This is a genomic window from Vannielia sp. SX4, assembly GCF_052828525.1.
In genome coordinates this window covers 2,712,000-2,728,593 of sequence record NZ_CM128247.1, presented here as the reverse complement: position 1 = coordinate 2,728,593, position 16,594 = coordinate 2,712,000, and the positions used below count along the sequence as shown (strand labels likewise).

17 protein-coding genes are annotated in these 16,594 nt (G+C 66.3%); 15 read left to right on the top strand and 2 right to left on the bottom strand.

Going from position 1 to position 16,594, the window contains the following annotated elements; all coding sequences use genetic code 11:
* Positions 1–13: 13 nt before the first annotated feature.
* The 10 genes from secD (at position 14) to ACUXVX_RS13390 (ending at position 7,637) form a co-directional block, all read left to right on the top strand.
* Positions 14–1,681, top strand: coding sequence for a protein translocase subunit SecD (secD, locus tag ACUXVX_RS13435; protein ID WP_222469089.1), 1,668 nt, complete (start codon positions 14–16; stop codon positions 1,679–1,681).
* Positions 1,682–1,684: 3 nt separating this feature from the next.
* The gene (gene secF / locus ACUXVX_RS13430) at positions 1,685–2,659 is read left to right on the top strand and encodes a protein translocase subunit SecF (protein ID WP_446308694.1); all 975 of its coding nucleotides are present in this window, start codon (positions 1,685–1,687) and stop codon (positions 2,657–2,659) included.
* Positions 2,652–3,401, top strand: a complete 750-nt coding sequence (locus ACUXVX_RS13425; protein WP_446308693.1) for a TSUP family transporter — start codon at positions 2,652–2,654, stop codon at positions 3,399–3,401. The genes secF and ACUXVX_RS13425 overlap by 8 nt, the downstream gene beginning before the upstream one ends.
* Before the next feature lie 252 nt (positions 3,402–3,653).
* Positions 3,654–4,406: a TSUP family transporter gene (locus tag ACUXVX_RS13420; RefSeq protein WP_446308692.1), complete on the top strand. Its 753-nt coding sequence runs from the start codon at positions 3,654–3,656 to the stop codon at positions 4,404–4,406.
* Between the two features lie 7 nt (positions 4,407–4,413).
* Positions 4,414–4,776, top strand: a complete 363-nt coding sequence (locus ACUXVX_RS13415) for an Mth938-like domain-containing protein (RefSeq protein ID WP_222469093.1) — start codon at positions 4,414–4,416, stop codon at positions 4,774–4,776.
* Positions 4,773–5,387, top strand: a complete 615-nt coding sequence (gene ccmA / locus ACUXVX_RS13410; protein ID WP_446308691.1) for a heme ABC exporter ATP-binding protein CcmA — start codon at positions 4,773–4,775, stop codon at positions 5,385–5,387. The genes ACUXVX_RS13415 and ccmA overlap by 4 nt, the downstream gene beginning before the upstream one ends.
* A gap of 82 nt (positions 5,388–5,469) precedes the next feature.
* On the top strand, positions 5,470–6,126 hold the full coding sequence (ccmB, locus tag ACUXVX_RS13405) for a heme exporter protein CcmB (protein WP_446308690.1): 657 nt from the start codon (positions 5,470–5,472) through the stop codon (positions 6,124–6,126).
* Positions 6,127–6,182: 56 nt separating this feature from the next.
* Positions 6,183–6,938 (top strand): heme ABC transporter permease, encoded by a 756-nt coding sequence (locus tag ACUXVX_RS13400; RefSeq protein ID WP_222469096.1) that lies wholly within the window; start codon positions 6,183–6,185, stop codon positions 6,936–6,938.
* Positions 6,931–7,077 carry a heme exporter protein CcmD gene (gene ccmD / locus ACUXVX_RS13395; protein WP_222493365.1) on the top strand — a complete coding sequence of 49 codons (147 nt, stop codon included), beginning with the start codon at positions 6,931–6,933 and terminating at the stop codon, positions 7,075–7,077. Before ACUXVX_RS13400 ends, ccmD begins: the two co-directional genes overlap by 8 nt.
* Positions 7,074–7,637, top strand: a complete 564-nt coding sequence (locus ACUXVX_RS13390) for a DsbE family thiol:disulfide interchange protein (RefSeq protein WP_446308689.1) — start codon at positions 7,074–7,076, stop codon at positions 7,635–7,637. Before ccmD ends, ACUXVX_RS13390 begins: the two co-directional genes overlap by 4 nt.
* A 399-nt stretch (positions 7,638–8,036) precedes the next feature.
* On the opposite strand, the gene ACUXVX_RS13385 is transcribed toward ACUXVX_RS13390, so the two are convergent.
* Complete coding sequence (locus ACUXVX_RS13385) at positions 8,037–8,330, bottom strand: DUF6958 family protein (RefSeq protein WP_222469099.1); 294 nt, start codon at positions 8,328–8,330, stop codon at positions 8,037–8,039.
* 212 nt (positions 8,331–8,542) lie between these two features.
* Here ACUXVX_RS13385 and ACUXVX_RS13380 point away from each other — a divergent pair, with 212 nt between their 5' ends.
* Positions 8,543–8,863 carry a hypothetical protein gene (locus tag ACUXVX_RS13380; RefSeq protein WP_446308688.1) on the top strand — a complete coding sequence of 107 codons (321 nt, stop codon included), beginning with the start codon at positions 8,543–8,545 and terminating at the stop codon, positions 8,861–8,863.
* Between the two features lie 81 nt (positions 8,864–8,944).
* Here the strand turns inward: ACUXVX_RS13380 and acnA are convergent, their stop codons facing one another.
* Positions 8,945–11,722, bottom strand: coding sequence for an aconitate hydratase AcnA (gene acnA / locus ACUXVX_RS13375; RefSeq protein WP_446308687.1), 2,778 nt, complete (start codon positions 11,720–11,722; stop codon positions 8,945–8,947).
* 272 nt (positions 11,723–11,994) lie between these two features.
* On the opposite strand from acnA, the gene ACUXVX_RS13370 reads away from it, so the two are divergent.
* The 4 genes from ACUXVX_RS13370 (at position 11,995) to ACUXVX_RS13355 (ending at position 16,502) form a co-directional block, all read left to right on the top strand.
* A complete protein-coding gene (locus tag ACUXVX_RS13370) occupies positions 11,995–12,687 on the top strand; it encodes a DUF1223 domain-containing protein (RefSeq protein ID WP_446308686.1) in 693 nt (230 codons plus the stop codon).
* A gap of 559 nt (positions 12,688–13,246) precedes the next feature.
* Complete coding sequence (locus ACUXVX_RS13365; RefSeq protein WP_222469106.1) at positions 13,247–14,248, top strand: DctP family TRAP transporter solute-binding subunit; 1,002 nt, start codon at positions 13,247–13,249, stop codon at positions 14,246–14,248.
* Positions 14,249–14,346: 98 nt separating this feature from the next.
* Positions 14,347–15,057 (top strand): TRAP transporter small permease, encoded by a 711-nt coding sequence (locus tag ACUXVX_RS13360; RefSeq protein ID WP_222493354.1) that lies wholly within the window; start codon positions 14,347–14,349, stop codon positions 15,055–15,057.
* Positions 15,057–16,502 (top strand): TRAP transporter large permease, encoded by a 1,446-nt coding sequence (locus tag ACUXVX_RS13355; protein WP_222469108.1) that lies wholly within the window; start codon positions 15,057–15,059, stop codon positions 16,500–16,502. The genes ACUXVX_RS13360 and ACUXVX_RS13355 overlap by 1 nt, the downstream gene beginning before the upstream one ends.
* The last annotated feature ends 92 nt before the right edge of the window (positions 16,503–16,594 follow it).

The following is a 16,594-nucleotide window of genomic DNA, read 5'->3' as shown; positions in this document are numbered from 1 at the left end:
CGGCGGGGGCACGATGCTTCAGATTTCTTTCTTCAACCGGCTGGTGATCTGGCTGCTGGTGGCCGTTGGGCTGCTGGTGGCGATGCCAAACGCCTTTTACTCCCGCGTGGAGAGCCACAATGACGCCGTGGCGGCGATCGAGAGTGGCGGGGCCACGCCCGAGCTGGAGGCCGATGCGGCCAAGTGGCCGGGGCTGCTGCCTAACAACCTCGTGAACCTTGGGCTGGACCTGCGGGGCGGCGCGCATTTGCTGGGCCGCGTGCAGGTTGAAGAGGTCTATGCCGAGCGGATGAAGGCGATGTGGCCCGAGGTGCGCGATGCGCTGCGCGACGAGCGTGGCACGATCGGCACCATCCGCCGGGTCGACGGCCCCGAAGATCAGCTGCGCATCCGGGTTCAGAACTCCGACCAGATGGCAGCCGCGATGGACAAGGTCCGGGGGCTGGCGCGGCAGGTTGTCTCGCTCTCCTATCCGGGCGCGACCGATATCGAGGTGAGTGCCGAAGGCGATGTGCTGGTGGTCCAGCTCAGCCAGGCAGAGCGCGAGCTGAGCGATCAGCGCACCGTGCAGCAGAGCCTCGAGATCATCCGCCGCCGTGTCGACGAGGTCGGCACCCGCGAGCCGACGATCCAGCGGCAGGGCAGCGACCGGATCATCATTCAGGTGCCGGGCATCGGTTCGGCGCAGGAGCTGAAAGACCTGATTGGCACCACCGCCAAGCTGACCTTCCACCCGGTGGTGCAGCGGGTCTCCAGCCCCGATGCAGATGCCACCGGCCGCACCGTGACCCTGCCAAGCGCCGACCCCTCGGAAGAGGGCGTGTATTACGTGCTGGAGGAGAACCCGGTGGTGACCGGCGAGGAGCTGGTGGACGCGCAGCCGGACTTTGACCAGAACGGCCAGCCTGCGGTGAACTTCCGCTTCAACGCCAGCGGCGCCCGCAAGTTTGGCGATTACACCGCCGAGAACGTGGGCAGCCCCTTTGCCATCGTGCTCGATGGCGAGGTGATCAGCGCGCCGGTGATCCGGCAGCACATTCCGGGCGGCACCGGGATCATCTCGGGCAACTTCACCGTGCAGGAAAGCTCTGACCTTGCGGTGCTGCTCCGCGCGGGTGCGCTGCCTGCGGGCATGGACTTTTTGCAGGAGCGCACGATTGGCCCCGAGCTTGGGGCGGACAGCATCCGAGCAGGCGCCATCGCCTGCGTGGTGGCCTTTGCCGCCGTGCTGGTGTTCATGGCGCTCAGCTACGGGCTCTTCGGGATTTTCGCCAATATCGCGTTGCTCATCAACGTCGGCCTGATCTTCGGCCTGCTGAGCACCATCGGCGCCACGCTGACGCTACCGGGGATCGCCGGGATCGTGCTGACCATTGGCATGGCGGTGGACGCCAATGTGCTGGTGTTCGAACGAATACGCGAGGAGCTGAAAACCGCGAAGGGGCCGAGCCGCGCCATTTCGCTCGGCTACGAGAAGGCGCTGAGCGCGATCATCGACGCGAACATCACCACCTTCATCACTGCCGCGATCCTCTTTGTGCTCGGCTCCGGCCCGGTGCGGGGCTTCTCGGTGACGCTGGCGCTCGGGATCATCACCTCAGTCTTCACCGCGATCTACGTGACGCGGCTGCTGATCGTGACATGGTTCGAACGGGCGCGGCCCAAGACGATTGAGGTGTAAGCGATGCGTTTGAGACTGGTTCCCCAAGAGACCAACATCAACTTCTTCGCCGCCCGCAAGGTGACCTTCGGGGCCTCGATGGTGCTGATGGTGCTTTCGGTCGTGGCATGGGCGCTGATGGGCCTGAACTTCGGCATCGACTTTCAGGGCGGCACCACGATCCGGACGCAGGCGGAGCAGCCTGTGGACGTGGCGGCCTATCGGGATGCACTCCAGCCGCTGGAGCTGGGCGATGTGGCGATCAGCGAGGTTTATGACCCGACCTTCGCCGCCAACGAGCACGTGGCCATGCTGCGCATTCAGGCGCAGGAAGGCGCGGAGAGTGCCGAGAACGAGATGGTCGCCAATGTCGAGGCGGCTCTGAAGGGGGTGGATGAGACCATCCAGTTCACCTCCGTCGAGAGCGTTGGCCCCAAGGTGAGCGGCGAGCTGGTGCAGAGCGCGGTTCTGGCCGTGCTGGCGGCGCTCGGGGCGATCATGGTCTATATCTGGCTGCGCTTCGAGTGGCAGTTCTCGCTCGGGGCTGTGGTGGCGCTGTTCCATGACGTGCTGCTGACCATCGGGCTGTTTGCGGTGCTGCAGATCCGGTTCGACCTTGCGACCATCGCGGCGCTGCTGACCATCGTGGGCTACTCGATCAACGACACCGTTGTGATCTTCGACCGGGTTCGGGAGAACCTGATCAAGTACAAGAAGATGGCCCTGCAGGACGTGATGAACCTCAGCGTGAACGAAACGCTGAGCCGGACGGTGATGACCTCTGGCACCACGCTGATTGCGCTGATCGCGCTCTTGGTGCTGGGCGGGGACGTGATCCGCGGCTTCGTCTTTGCAATTACGTGGGGCGTGATCGTGGGCACCTACTCGTCGGTCTATGTGGCCAAGAACGTGGTGCTGATGCTCGGCACCAAGCGGGACTGGTCGAAGCCGTCGGACGGCGGGCCGGGCGGCACGCAGTTTTCCACTTCGGATGCCTGAACCGCTCGTCGCGGCGCTGGCCACATCCGGCTTGGTCTGGGTGCTGGTGGCGGCGCTGGCGGCGGGGTTGGCCTATGGCTTCGCGGGCTTTGGCGCGGCGCTGATCTTCATGCCCGTGGCCGCCGCGCGGGTGGGGCCGGTGGAGGCGGTGACGCTGGAGGCCTGCATGGGGCTGGCCTCGGTGGTCACGGTGCTGCCGCGCGCTTTGAAGCTGGCGGACAAGCGCGACACGGGCGTGCTGCTGGCGGCCTCGCTGGTGGGCTTGCCGCTTGGAGTGTGGCTCTTGAAGGTGGTGGACCCGGAGCTGATGCGCTGGGGCATCTGCGGCGTGGCGGCGCTGACGCTGGCGGCGCTGGTCGCCGGGTGGCGGCGCAAGACGCAGGACACCCGCGGCGCCCTCATCGGGGTTGGCGCGGCCTCGGGCGCTCTGGGGGGCGCCACGGGGCTGACCGGGCCGGTGATGATCCTGTTCAAGCTGAGCGGACAGGGCAGCGCGGCCGAGGTGCGGGCCTCGACGATCTCCTTTCTGACGCTGCTCTCGATGCTGCTGCTGCCGATGCTCTGGGTGCAGGGGCTCATCCGCGTGGAGGCGCTGTGGATGGCGGTCCTGGTGCTGCCGGTCTACATGGCGGGGGCGCTGACCGGGCAGGGGCTGTTCCGGCCGGAGCGCGAGGGGCTTTACCGGCAGGTGGCCTATGGGCTGATCGGGCTGGCGGTGGTGATGAGCCTGCCGCTGTGGTGAGGGGGAGATGGAGGGCTGTGAGGTGAGCTTGGCATCTGCACGGAATCAAGGCGCAGCCGCCGTGCAGCGCCGACCCGCCCCCCGGGGCGGCGCTTTGGTGAAAGCTGCGCTGACCACGGAGGTCGAGCTACCACGTCACCTTAAAGTGCCATGCGCATCTGTTGCGAGCGCCCCGCCGCGGGCCGGCGCTGCACGGCTTGTGATGTGCCGGATGTCGCGGGGCGTCGGGACAAATCCCGACCTGCAACGATGGTGAGTGCGTTTCAGGAGGCCTGGGCCACTGAGGGCCTCTGGTGGCTGGTGGCGATCATCGGGCTTGCCGGGTTGGTGCGCGGGTTCGCGGGCTTCGGCACTGGCATGGTGTTCATCCCGCTGGCCTCGATCTTTCTGCCGCCGCTCTGGGTGCTGGCCGCCGTAATCGCGGTGGATGTGGCCGGCTCGGCCCCGGTGCTGCCGCGTGCCATCCGCGATGTGCGCGGGCGCGATCTGGGCTGGATGTTGGCGGGCTGCGTGGTGGCGCTGCCGCTTGGCACCTATGCGCTCACCGCGTCGGACCCGGCGGTTTTCAGATGGGGCGTATCGGGCCTTGCGCTGGCGCTGGTGGCGCTGCTGATCTCGGGCTGGCGGCACCATGTGGAGCTGGGGCCGAAGGGCCTGATCGGCGTGGGCGCGGCCTCGGGCTTTCTCGGCGGTTTCGTCGGGATGCCCGGCCCGCCGGTGGTGCTGGCCTATCTCGGCGGGCAATACCGGCCCGAACGGGTGCGGGCGACGACGCTGCTGTTCATGCTGCTGTTTGTGTCCATGCTGGGCGTGGTCTTTGCGCTGCGAGGGGTGCTCGTGTGGCCCGGGATCGCGCTGGGGCTGATGCTGATCCCGTCCTACGTGGTGGGCAACCTCGCCGGGCAGGCGCTGTTCGACCCCGAGAAGGCGAGGCTCTATCGCGCGGTGGCCTATGGGGTCTTCATTGCCTCGGCCCTTGCGGGGCTGCCGATCTTTGGCGATTAAGGCTGCCATGCGGATCAATGAAGTCGAGTTCAGGGGCGAGATGCCGGTGGAGGGCTACGGGCCGGGGTTCTGGCGTGTGGGCGGCGAGGTTGTGCGCGGCCCGGTGCTGCTGGGGCCGGGCGGGCTGCATGACTGGGCCGGGCTGGAGGATGTGGCCGCGCTGGTGGAAATGGCCGGGCGGGTCGATGTGCTGTTTCTCGGAATGGGCAGCGAGATTGCCCCGGTGCCACGCAGCCTGCGGGAGGCAGTGGAACTGACCGGGCAGGGGCTGGACGTGATGGCCTCGCCCACGGCGGCGCGCAGCTACAACGTGCTGCTCAGCGAGGGCCGCAGGGTGGCGGCGGCGCTGATCCCGGTGGGCGGCGTTTGAGCCTTTTGCGCGCAGAGGGGCTGGCCGTGGCGCGCGGCGGGGTGCCGGTGCTGGAGGGCCTGACTTTTCAGCTGGTGCCCGGCGAAGTGCTGGTGCTGCGCGGGCCGAACGGGGTGGGCAAGACCTCGCTCCTGCGAGTGCTGGCCGGGCTCGCGGAGCCGCTGGAGGGCAAGGTGGAGAGCGAGGGCGCGGGTTATGCCGCCCACGCGGACGGGCTGAAGGCCACGCTGACGGTGCGCGAGAACCTTGGCTTTTGGGCGGAGTTGCACGGGGCGCAGGTGGGGGACGCGCTGGAGCGGATGAACCTTGCGGCGCTGGCCGAGCGGCAGGCCGGGAGCCTGAGCGCGGGGCAGAAGCGGCGGCTGGGGTTGGCGCGGCTCTTGGTGACGGGCCGGGCGCTGTGGCTACTGGATGAGCCGACGGTTTCGCTCGATACGGACTCGGTGGCGCTTTTTGCCGGTGTGGTGCGGGCGCATGTGGCGGCGGGCGGGGCGGCGGTGATCGCGACGCATATCTCGCTCGGGCTGGAGGAGGCGCGGGTGCTGGAGCTTGGCGGCTACAAGGCGGTGGAGCGGGCCGCGCCGGGTGGGTTTGACGAGGCTTTCCTGTGAGGGCGGGGTGGAAAAATCTTCACGAAGATTTTTGTGACGGGAAGAATTTTCGTGAAAATTCTTCGGGGCGGGGGCTGGGAGCGTGAGGGCCTTGCTGGTCAGGGACATCCGGCTGGCGGTGCGCGCGGGCGGCGGCTTTGGGCTGGCGCTGGCGTTCTTTCTGATCGTTGTGGTGATGGTGCCCTTCGCGGTCGGCCCGCAGCCTGACGTGTTGGGCGAGATCGCGGCGGGGGTGCTTTGGCTGGGCGCCCTGCTGGCCTGCCTGCTCTCGCTCGACCGGATCTTTGCGCTCGACTACGAGGACGGCTCGCTGGACCTGCTGGCAACCGCGCCGGTGCCGATGGAGGGCGTGGTGGCGGTGAAGGCGCTGGCCCATTGGCTGACCACGGGCTTGCCGCTGGTGCTTGCCGCGCCGGTGCTGGGGGTGCTGCTGCACCTGCCGGAGCCGGGATTCGTGTGGCTGACGGTCTCGCTGGCGGTGGGGACGCCTGCGCTCTCGGTCATTGGCTGTTTCGGGGCGGCGCTGACGGTGGGGCTGAAGCGGGGTGGCTTGTTGCTGAGCCTCATTGTGCTGCCGCTCTACGTGCCGGTGCTGATCTTCGGCGCCGAGGTGGCGCGGCGGGGCGCCGAGGGCTTTGCCGTGGGCACGCCGCTGGCGCTGCTCGGTGGGCTGGCGGCGGGGGTGGTGGCGCTGCTGCCCTTCGCCTCGGCTGCGGCAATACGTATCAACTTGCGCTAAGGACCTCCGGGGTATGTGTATTGAGCCGAAACGGGACGGGGCCTAGGGTGCGCGGCATGTCGCTTTGGGAATATGCAAATCCGGTGAAGTTCATGGCCACCAGCGGGCGGATTCTGCCCGCTTTTGCCGTGGCCGCCGCCGTGGTGACGCTGGCGGGCGTGGCTTGGGGCTTTTTCGCGACGCCGGAGGATTACAAGCAGGGCGCGACGGTGAAGATCATCTTCCTGCATGTGCCGGCGGCTATGATGGCGATCAACGCATGGGCGATGATGCTGGTCTGCTCGCTGATCTGGGTCGTGCGGCGGCACCACGTGAGCGCGCTGGCGGCCAAGGCGGCGGCGCCGGTGGGCGTGGCGATGACGCTGATCGCGCTCTTTACCGGCGCGGTCTGGGGGCAGCCGATGTGGGGGACATGGTGGGCGTGGGACCCGCGGCTGACCTCCTTCCTGATCCTGTTCTTGTTCTACCTCGGCTACATGGCGCTCTGGGCGGCGATCGACGATCCGGACACCGCGGCTGACCTGACCTCTGTGCTCTGCCTCGTTGGCTCGGTCTTTGCGATCCTGAGCCGCTACGCGGTGAACTTCTGGAACCAGGGGCTGCATCAGGGCGCTTCGGTGCTGCGGGCGGGCGCGGTGACAGGCGCGGACACGGAGGAGAAGGTGAGCAACGTTTACGCGGTGCCGCTCTTCGTGAGCATGGCGGGCTTCGTGCTGCTCTTCATCGCGCTGGTGCTGCTGCGCACGCGCACGGAGATCCGGGCGCGGCGGATCAAGGCGCTGGAGGCGCGGGCGAGGATGGCGGATGCCTGAGTTGGGGAAATACGCAGGCGAAGTGCTGGCGGCCTATGGCGGCTCCATCGCAATACTGGGCGGGCTGGTCTGGCTCTCGATCCGCAGCGGCGCGAAGGTGCGCGCGCGGCTCAGGGCGATGGAGGAGGCGCGCAAATGAAGCCGCTCTATTTTGTGCCCTTCGCGGTGGTGGCGCTGCTGCTGGGCGCGATCTTTCTGCCCAAGCTGATGGCGAACAAGGCGGACCCGGAGGCGGCGGAGGCCTTGCCCTCGACCTTCATCGGCAAGCCCGCGCCGGAGCTGGCGCTGGACGGCTTTGCCGGGCAGCCGGAGCTGACGGCGGAGTTGCTGGCGGGCGAGGGGCTGAAGCTGGTGAACTTCTGGGCCAGCTGGTGCGCGCCCTGCCGGGTGGAGCACCCGAACCTCGTGGCCATCGCCGAGGCGGGGGTGCCGATCTACGGGATCAACTACAAGGACGACCCGGCGAAGGCGGCGGATTTTCTGGCCGAGCTGGGCAACCCCTATGCCGCCATTGGCGCCGATACCGAGGGGCGCAACGGCTTTGGCTGGGGCGTTTACGGCGTGCCGGAGACCTATCTGATCGACGGTGAGGGCCGGATCGTGCTGCGCGTGGCGGGGCCGGTGACCTCATCGAGCTATGCTCGTGACCTCGGGCCTGCGCTGGAGGCGGCGGGCATCGAGGTGACGCTCGGGGAGTAGCCGCGGCGCATTCTGTATCGGCTGGCTGCGCGGGTGGCGGGGGCCGGGATGGATATTTTCAGCAAGAAAATGCAGTTGGGTGGTGGCTTTGCCGCGCGGCGACGGGCTTTTGCGGCGCGCGGGTTGCCCCAGCGTTAATCAGGCGTGAATTGGCGGTGAAAGCGCGGGGGCGGGCGTGGCGCGACTCGGGGCGGGGTGGCAAAGCTGTTGGTGCGGACTGTGGTGGACCGCAGTTTTTAGAGACCGAGATTTGCAAGTACGCAGGCCATTTCAGGCAAGCATTTGAGACCAAGACAGGCCGGACCTCCCCGATGCCGGCTACTCCGGGCGCCACTCGCCCGACAATGTGAGAAGACCCCGGCATTCCTCCCCGTGGCCGGGGTCTTCTTCTGTCTGGGGTCAGGTCTTGTAGAGGCGGACGGGCGGGGCCTCGGCGCGGGCGATGGTGCCCTTGGCCTCCAGATCGAGCTGCACGCATTTCAGCCACCAGCCGGCAGTGTCGCCGCCCGGAAAGAGATCGCCCGGCAGGGCGGGCAGCAGGGCCTCCTTGGCGTCGGCCACTTTCATCCCCGGCGGCGCGGTGGGCAGGACCGAGAGCAGGGCCGCGCGCATGGCCTCGAACTTGGGACGGTTCACGCGGGTGGTTTTGCCCGGTGTGTTCACGTTCTCGACTTCGATGCGGTCGTCACTCATGGCCCATCCTCCCCTGATGCCCCGTCTCGCAGCATAGCACCGCGAGGCGGGGAGGGGGAGGCGGGCCTGGATGTGCGCAGGAGAGGCGGCTTGCGGAGCGTGAACGTGCAGGGAAATCGCCGTGAGTTCGGTGGGCCGGGGATGGCGCGGGGCAGGGGGCGTGTGGGAGGCTGGGGGCATTCATTTATGAAGTCATTCAAGGGAATTTTGCCATGACCCTGCCCAGACATTTTGCAGTTTCACTCCTGCTCGACACGCCGCTGCCCACGCGCGGCTCCACGGTGATCGAGCTGACGCGCGAGGCGGGCGGTTGGATCGCCTGGCTCGTGGACATGGATGTGCCGGAGAACACCCGCAGCCTCGGGCCGTTTCGCGGGCGTCGGGAGGCGCGGCGGGCGGCGAAGGCGGCCTTGGATGGGGTGAGTTCCTGCCCGGAGCCGAAGGCGGTGCGGGTGAAGCCGCTACGGGACGCGCGGAAAGTATTCGGTGCGCTCGCGGCGCGGACCGGGCATGTGCGCTTGCGCGGAGTGTGATCTCAGGGGTGGCTCGCCCCGACATAAGAAAAGGCCCCGCCGGTGAGGCGGGGCCTTTGATGTGGTGCGGTGCTGGTCGGCTCAGGCGGCCTTGGCGAGGTTGCGCAGCACGTAGTGCAGCACGCCGCCGTTTTCGATGTATTCCACCTCGACAGCGGTATCGATGCGGCATTTGAGGGTGATCTCTTTCACCGTGCCGTCCGCCATCGTGATCTCGGCGGGCACCTCTTGGAGCGGCTTGACGCCGACGAGGCCCTTGATCGAGACGGTTTCTTCGCCGGTCAGACCGAGGGTCTTGCGGGTATCGCCGCCGGTGAACTCGAAGGGGATGACGCCCATGCCGACGAGGTTGGAGCGGTGGATGCGCTCGAAGTTCTCGGCGATCACCGCCTTGACGCCCAGCAGCGCGGTGCCCTTGGCGGCCCAGTCGCGGGAAGAGCCGGCGCCGTATTGCTCGCCGCCGAAGATCACCAGCGGGGTGCCCTGCTCCTGCCATGCCATCGCGGCATCGTAGATCGAGGTCTGCTCGCCATCGGGGCCCTTGGTGTAGCCGCCTTCGACGCCGTCCAGCATCTCGTTCTTGATGCGGATGTTGGCGAAGGTGCCGCGCATCATCACCTCGTGGTTGCCGCGGCGGGAGCCGTAGGAGTTGAACTCGCGCACGGGCACCTGCCGTTCGGTGAGGTACTTGCCGGCCGGGGTCGTTTCCTTGAAAGAGCCAGCGGGCGAGATGTGGTCGGTGGTAATCATGTCGCCCAGAACGGCGAGCACCTTGGCGCCTTCGATGTTCTCGATCGGCTTGGTGTCCATCGTCATGTCCTGGAAGTAGGGCGGGTTCTGAACGTAGGTGGAGGAGGCGGGCCAGTCGTAGGTTTCCTGCTGGGGCACTTCGACGCCCTGCCACTTCTCGTCGCCCTTGAACACATCGGCGTATTTGGACTGGAAGGCCTCACGCGTCACGGTCTGTTCGACCAGTTCGGCGACCTCCTGCTGGGAGGGCCAGATATCCTTGAGATACACCGGGTTGCCGTCCTGATCCTCGCCGAGCGGCTCGGAGGTGATATCGACGTTCATGTCGCCCACCAGCGCGTAGGCCACCACGAGGGGCGGGGAGGCGAGGTAGTTGGCGCGCACATCGGGCGAGATCCGGCCCTCGAAGTTGCGGTTGCCGGAGAGCACCGAGGTGGCGACGAGGTCGTAATCGTTGATTGCCTTTGAGATCGGCGCCTCCAGCGGGCCGGAGTTGCCGATGCAGGTGGTGCAGCCGTAGCCGACGAGGTTGAAGCCGATGGCGTCGAGATCCTTTTGCAGATCGGCGGCCTCAAGGTAGGCGGAGACCACCTGCGAGCCGGGGGCCAGCGAGGTTTTGACCCAGGGCTTGCGGGTGAGGCCCTTTTCGCGCGCCTTGCGGGCCACGAGGCCTGCGCCGATCATCACGTAGGGGTTTGACGTGTTGGTGCAGGAGGTGATCGAGGCGATCACGATGGAGCCGTCATGCAACTGGTGCGAGGCCTCCTCGGCGTCGCGATACCAGCCCTTCTTGTGGTTGCCGGTGTCGCCCGGGATGTCGCGCGGCTCAGGTGCGCCGCCTTCACCCTCCCAGCGGACCTCTTCCTTGGCGGAGGCGTCCTTGGCGGCGCGCAGGCCGTCGATGAACTTGGCGAAGGCCGGGGCGGCCTTGTCGAGCGAGATGTAATCCTGCGGGCGCTTCGGGCCCGAGATGGCGGGAACGATGGTGCCCATGTCGAGCGACAGGGTGTCGGTGTAGACGGGGGCGTAGTCGGAGCCGCGCCAGAAGCCGTTTTCCTTGGCGTAGGCCTCGACCAGCGCGATGCGGTCTTCGTCGCGGCCGGTGTTGCGCAGGTAGCGGAGGGTTTCGCCGTCGATCGGGAAGAAGCCGCAGGTGGCGCCGTATTCGGGGGCCATATTGGCGATGGTCGCGCGGTCGGCGAGCGGCAGGGTATCGAGGCCGGAGCCGTAGAATTCGACAAACTTGCCAACGACGCCCTTGGCGCGGAGCATCTCGACGACCTTCAGCACGAGGTCGGTGCCGGTGGTGCCCTCGACCATCTTGCCTGTCAGCTCGAAGCCGACGACCTCGGGGATGAGCATGGAGATCGGCTGGCCGAGCATGGCGGCCTCGGCCTCGATGCCGCCCACGCCCCAGCCGAGCACGGCGGCGCCGTTGACCATGGTGGTGTGGCTGTCGGTGCCGACGAGGGTGTCGGGGTAGGCGACTTCCTTGCCGTCCTGGTCGGTGTCGGTCCAGACCGTCTGGGCGAGATACTCGAGATTCACTTGGTGGCAGATGCCGGTGCCGGGCGGCACGACGCGGAAGTTGTTGAACGCGGACTGGCCCCACTTGAGGAAGGTGTAGCGCTCCATGTTGCGCTCATATTCGCGGTCCACGTTCATCTGGAAGGCGCGGGGGTTGCCGAACTCGTCGATCATCACCGAGTGGTCGATCACGAGGTCGACGGGGTTGAGCGGGTTGATCTTTTGCGGGTCGCCGCCGAGGTTCTTGATGCCGTCGCGCATGGCGGCGAGGTCGACAACGGCGGGGACGCCGGTAAAGTCTTGCATCAGCACGCGGGCGGGACGGTAGGCGATTTCACGGGGGTTCTTGCCGCCCTTTTCGGCCCATTCGGAGAAGGCCTTGATGTCATCGACCGAGACCGTCTTTTCATCCTCGAAGCGGAGCATGTTCTCCAGCACCACCTTGAGCGCGGCGGGGAGCTTGGAGAAATCGCCCAGACCGGCGGCCTCGGCGGCGGGGATCGAATAGTAATCGACCGACTGGCTGCCGACTGTGAGGGTCTTGCGGGTTTTGGAGGTATCGTGGCCGACGGTGATTGGCATGGGGGGCTCCCTTGGCTTCGGTGGCTGCACCTGTTTTCATTATCCCTTCAACGCGCCACCCCGCAAGGAGGTTCAAACGCGCCGGGTCTCTTTTGTATACTGTGGTATGCAAAGCGGATTTCAAGGGGGCGGCGCGAGAGAATTGCCGGAGGGGCCGGGGAGGCGGCGCTGTCACATCTCTCGCGTTTCGTTGATTGGCGCTTCGGGGCCTATGGGTCTAAACCCTGTATAAGGGATGACATTGGCAGGATGATATGGCCTTGAAATCAGGCATGAAAAAGCTCCTTGGAGCCATGGTCGCATGCGCGGCGTTCGCCGGCCCCGCCGCGGCCGAGCCGCCGGTGGTAGTGGAACTCTACACCAGCCAGGGCTGCTCCAGCTGCCCGCCGGCGGATGAGATTCTGGCCAAGCTGGCGAAGAAACCGGGCGTGATCGCGCTGGCGCTGCATGTGGACTACTGGGATTACATCGGCTGGAAGGATGCCTTTGCCCGGCCCGAGCATACCAAGCGCCAGAAGGCCTATGCGGCCAAGGCGGGCGCGCGGACGATCTACACGCCGCAGATGGTGATTGCCGGGGTGGACCACGTGGTCGGCGCCCGGCCGATGGATGTGGTGGACCTGTTGCAGGTGCACAAGGCGCGGCCTGCCGTGATGCAGCTCACCGCCCGCCGTGATGGCGGCGAGGTGGCGATCGACGGCACGGTGCCGGTGCCGGCGCAAGGCGCGCTGGTGGTGCAGCTGGTGCGCTATGCGCCTGAAGAGACCGTGGCGATCAAGCGCGGCGAGAATGCCGGGCTGACGGTGAATTACCACAACATCGTGCGCGACTGGCAGGTGCTTGGCGAGTGGGACGGTGCCGAGGCGCTGGAGCTGCGGGTCGAGGCACCGGGCGAGGAGCCTGCGGTGGTGATCGTTCAGAAGCCGGGGCCGGGCGAGATCGTGGCGGCAGCGCGGGTCGAATAGGGGCGCTTTGCTTTGAGGTTGGGCCGTGCGTGTCGGAACGCCCGCCCACCCACCCCGTTCCGCCACGCACGGCCTGCGCGGGATGTCTGAGGGGCTTTAAGCTCCGGCCTCACCAAAGCAGGAAACCTGCTTCGAAGACCTCCATCACCTGACCCCGGGATGGCCGACGTGCCGCCCGGCATCAACGAAAATAGCCGTATCCCGGAGGGGGCCCTCGGCGATTTTCATTGACCCCGGTCTGCCCGCCGTCCCTTGGGGTGTCAGGCGACCCCGACTCCGCAGATGCTGCGCATCCGCTCTGTCGTCAGTGGAGGGCTCCGAAGCAGGAATGGGCGAAATGTGCGGAAATCCGCACAGGTGCGCGGGTGGTGTGTGTGGGAAAAGGGACGCTTGGGCGCAGATGACCTTGGGGGAGTTTGGGAAATGCGATTTATAACAGGGGGTTGAGGGCGGTTTTTGGCACCATGCAAGGAGGGCTTGCGGGGGAGTGGCGCTTGGTTGTTTGCTCCGGCAGGCGCTGGGAGGCGCTGAAACCAAACATGTCTGGGAGGACATCCATATGAAATTCGCGACCCTTTCCGCCACCGCCGTGGCGCTGGTCATGTCTGCCGGTGCGGGCTTTGCCGCCTGCGACGATGGCGAGATCGTCGTCAAGTTCAGCCACGTCACCAACACCGACCGTCACCCCAAGGGCATCGCTGCCAGCCTGTTCATGGAGCGGGTGAACGAGGAGATGAACGGCAAGGCCTGTGTCGAGGTCTACCCGAACTCCACTCTCTACAACGATGACCAGGTTCTCGAAGCCATGCTTCAGGGCGACGTGCAGCTGGCCGCGCCCTCGCTGTCGAAGTTCGAGACCTTCACCAAGCAGTTCCGCATCTTCGACCTGCCGTTCATGTTCAAGAACATCGACGCCGTGGACGCCTTCCAGAACTCTGACACCGGTCAGGCGATGAAGGACTCCATGCAGCGCCGCGGCCTTCAGGGCCTCGAGTTCTGGCACAACGGCATGAAGCAGTTCTCGGCCAACAAGCCGCTGGTCGAGCCGGGCGATGCCGCTGGCCTGAAGTTCCGCGTGCAGCCCTCCGACGTGCTGGTTGCCCAGATGGAAGCGCTGCAGGCCTCGCCGCAGCCGATGGCCTTCTCGGAAGTCTACGGCGCGCTGCAGCAGGGCGTTGTGGACGGTCAGGAGAACACCTGGTCCAACATCTATGGCCAGAAGTTCTTTGAGGTGCAGGACGGCACCACCGAGACCAACCACGGCATCATCGACTACCTCGTCGTGGCCTCCGTCGACTGGCTCGACAGCCTTGAGCCCGATGTGCGCGACCAGCTGCTGACCATCCTTACCGAAGTGACCGCCGAGCGGAACGCGGCCGTGGGTGGCGTGGACCAGGAAGCCCGTCAGGCCGTTCTGGACGCTGGTGGCGAGATCCGCGAGCTGAGCGCCGAGCAGCGTCAGGCTTGGGTCGACGCGATGAAGCCGGTGTGGGAGCAGTTCGAGGGTGACGTGGGCGCGGACAACATCGCCGCCGCTCAGGAGATCAACGCCTCATTCTAAGCCTATGGCTTGATTGAAAAATACGGCCTCGCGCAGAGAGCGCGGGGCCGTGCTGCAAGCGGGCAGCGCTTTTTGGGGACAATGGGGGAGGCACGCAGATGTCGTCCTATGCCGGGGAAGGCTCCAAGCTGGGCCGGATCATCAATACATTCGAGGAAAGTTTCATCGCGCTCCTGCTGGGGCTGATGACGATCCTGACCTTCGTAAACGTGGTTTTGCGCTACGCCTTCAACTCGTCGCTGATCTGGGGGCAGGAGGTGGTGCTGATCCTCTTTGCGTGGCTGGTCCTTTTCGGGATCGCCTATGCCTTCAAGATCACCGCCCATCTGGGCGTGGATGCGCTGACCGGCATGTTGCCGAAGAAGGGCCAGCGGGTGATGGCGCTGCTCGCGGCGGCGGCCTGCCTCATCTATGCCATTCTGCTGATGAAGGGCGCGTGGGACTACTGGGCGCCGTTTGCCGGGTTGCCGCCGACCGAGGGCCGGTGGTTTCCGACCGGGCTGAACACCGGCGCGCGCAACAACAGCTTTTACATGACCGATCAGGTGCCGATGCTGGAGTGGCTGCGCTGGCTGGAGCCGATCACGCTGAACAAGGGCTTCCCTGAGGATCAGTGGGAGCATTGGGAGAAACTGCCACGGCTGATCCCTTACGCCATGCTGCCGATTGCGGTGGCGCTGATGCTCTTCCGCCTGATCCAGGCGACGCTGCGGATCATCGCAGGCAAGCAGGAGAGCCTGATCGTGAGCCATGAGGCCGAAGACGAAGTGGCCGCCGTGGCCGCAACCCATGACGCGGAGCAGAAATAATGGATGTCGTTCTTCTCTTCGTGATGATCATCGGCTTGCTGATGATCGGCGTGCCGATTGCGGTTTCGCTCGGCCTTTCCTCGATGGTCTTCTTGCTGGTGCTGTCCGACACCTCGCTGGCAAGCGTGGCGCAGAGCCTCTATCAGGCGATGGCGGGGCACTACACGCTTTTGGCCATTCCCTTCTTCATCCTTGCCTCCAGCTTCATGAGCACGGGCGGGGTGGCCAAGCGGATCATCCGCTTCTCCATCGCATGCGTGGGGCACCTGCGGGGCGGGCTGGCGATTGCGGGCGTGTTCGCCTGCATGCTCTTTGCCGCGCTCTCGGGCTCCTCGCCCGCAACGGTGGTCGCCATCGGGACGATCGTGATCGCGGCGATGAAGCAGGCGGGCTACACCAAGGAGTTTGCCGCGGGCGTGATCTGTAACGCAGGCACGCTGGGCATCCTGATCCCGCCGTCGATCGTGATGGTGGTCTATGCCTCGGCGACCGATGTGTCGGTGGGCCGGATGTTCCTTGCCGGGGTCATTCCGGGGCTGCTGGCCGGCGTCATGCTGATGGTGACCATCTATGTGATGGCCATTCTGCGTGGCATGCCGGCGGGCGAGTGGAAGGGCTGGGGCGAGATTGCCCGCAGCTTTGGCGAGGCCTTCTGGGGCTTGATGCTGATCGTCATCATCATGGTGGGGATCTACGGCATTCCGGGGATCACGCCTGCGATCTTCACGCCAACGGAGGCGGCGGCGGTGGCCTCTGTCTATGCCTTTATCGTGGCGGTCTGGGTTTACCGCGACATGGGGCCGCTGGCGGAGCGTGAGGGGGTGGCGCGGGCCAGCCTGCTGACCAAGCCGCAGGCGCTGATCACGGCCTTCTTCCACCCCGACACGCGGCACACGCTGTTCGAGGCGGGCAAGCTGACGGTCACGCTGATGTTCATCATCGCCAACGCGCTGATCCTGAAGCATGTGCTGACCGATGAGCAGATTCCGCAGCAGATCGCCGGGGCGATGCTGAGCGCCGGGTTCGGGCCGATCATGTTCCTCGTGATCGTGAACGTGATCCTGCTGATCGGCGGGCAGTTCATGGAGCCTTCGGGGCTGATCGTGATCGTGGCGCCGCTGGTCTTCCCCATCGCGCTGGAGCTGGGGATCGACCCGATCCACCTTGGCATCATCATGGTGGTGAACATGGAGATCGGGATGATCACGCCGCCGGTGGGGCTGAACCTCTTCGTCACCAGCGGCGTGGCCGGGATGCCGATGATGCGGGTGGTAAAGGCGGCGTCGCCCTTCCTCGCCGTGCTCTTCGTCTTCCTGCTGATGATCACCTACATCCCGTCGCTGTCGACGGCGCTGCCGAACGCCTCGAGCCTCGGGCCGCAGATCCGATGCGATCCGCTGCCCTCCGACAGCCTGGAACGCGCCTTCTGCGAAGCGCGCCAGTAAGGGGTTGGTAACGAGTAAGAGGGGCAGCCCCGCGCGGGCGGCCCCTTTTTGTTGGCTGCGGGGAGGGTTGGCGCGTGGCGGGCTCGATGGAC

Bases quoted from the DNA above. Each gene is read 5' to 3' on its own strand.
- secF (WP_446308694.1), top strand. From the start codon at position 1,685: ATGCGTTTGAGACTGGTTCCCCAAGAGACCAACATCAACTTCTTCGCC.
- ACUXVX_RS13380 (WP_446308688.1), top strand. From the start codon at position 8,543: ATGACCCTGCCCAGACATTTTGCAGTTTCACTCCTGCTCGACACGCCG.
- ACUXVX_RS13425 (WP_446308693.1), top strand. From the start codon at position 2,652: ATGCCTGAACCGCTCGTCGCGGCGCTGGCCACATCCGGCTTGGTCTGG.
- ACUXVX_RS13415 (WP_222469093.1), top strand. From the start codon at position 4,414: ATGCGGATCAATGAAGTCGAGTTCAGGGGCGAGATGCCGGTGGAGGGC.
- ACUXVX_RS13355 (WP_222469108.1), top strand. From the start codon at position 15,057: ATGGATGTCGTTCTTCTCTTCGTGATGATCATCGGCTTGCTGATGATC.
- ccmD (WP_222493365.1), top strand. From the start codon at position 6,931: ATGCCTGAGTTGGGGAAATACGCAGGCGAAGTGCTGGCGGCCTATGGC.
- ACUXVX_RS13365 (WP_222469106.1), top strand. From the start codon at position 13,247: ATGAAATTCGCGACCCTTTCCGCCACCGCCGTGGCGCTGGTCATGTCT.
- acnA (WP_446308687.1), bottom strand. From the start codon at position 11,722: ATGCCAATCACCGTCGGCCACGATACCTCCAAAACCCGCAAGACCCTC.
- ACUXVX_RS13360 (WP_222493354.1), top strand. From the start codon at position 14,347: ATGTCGTCCTATGCCGGGGAAGGCTCCAAGCTGGGCCGGATCATCAAT.
- ACUXVX_RS13385 (WP_222469099.1), bottom strand. From the start codon at position 8,330: ATGAGTGACGACCGCATCGAAGTCGAGAACGTGAACACACCGGGCAAA.
- ACUXVX_RS13370 (WP_446308686.1), top strand. From the start codon at position 11,995: ATGAAAAAGCTCCTTGGAGCCATGGTCGCATGCGCGGCGTTCGCCGGC.
- ACUXVX_RS13390 (WP_446308689.1), top strand. From the start codon at position 7,074: ATGAAGCCGCTCTATTTTGTGCCCTTCGCGGTGGTGGCGCTGCTGCTG.
- secD (WP_222469089.1), top strand. From the start codon at position 14: ATGCTTCAGATTTCTTTCTTCAACCGGCTGGTGATCTGGCTGCTGGTG.
- ACUXVX_RS13400 (WP_222469096.1), top strand. From the start codon at position 6,183: ATGTCGCTTTGGGAATATGCAAATCCGGTGAAGTTCATGGCCACCAGC.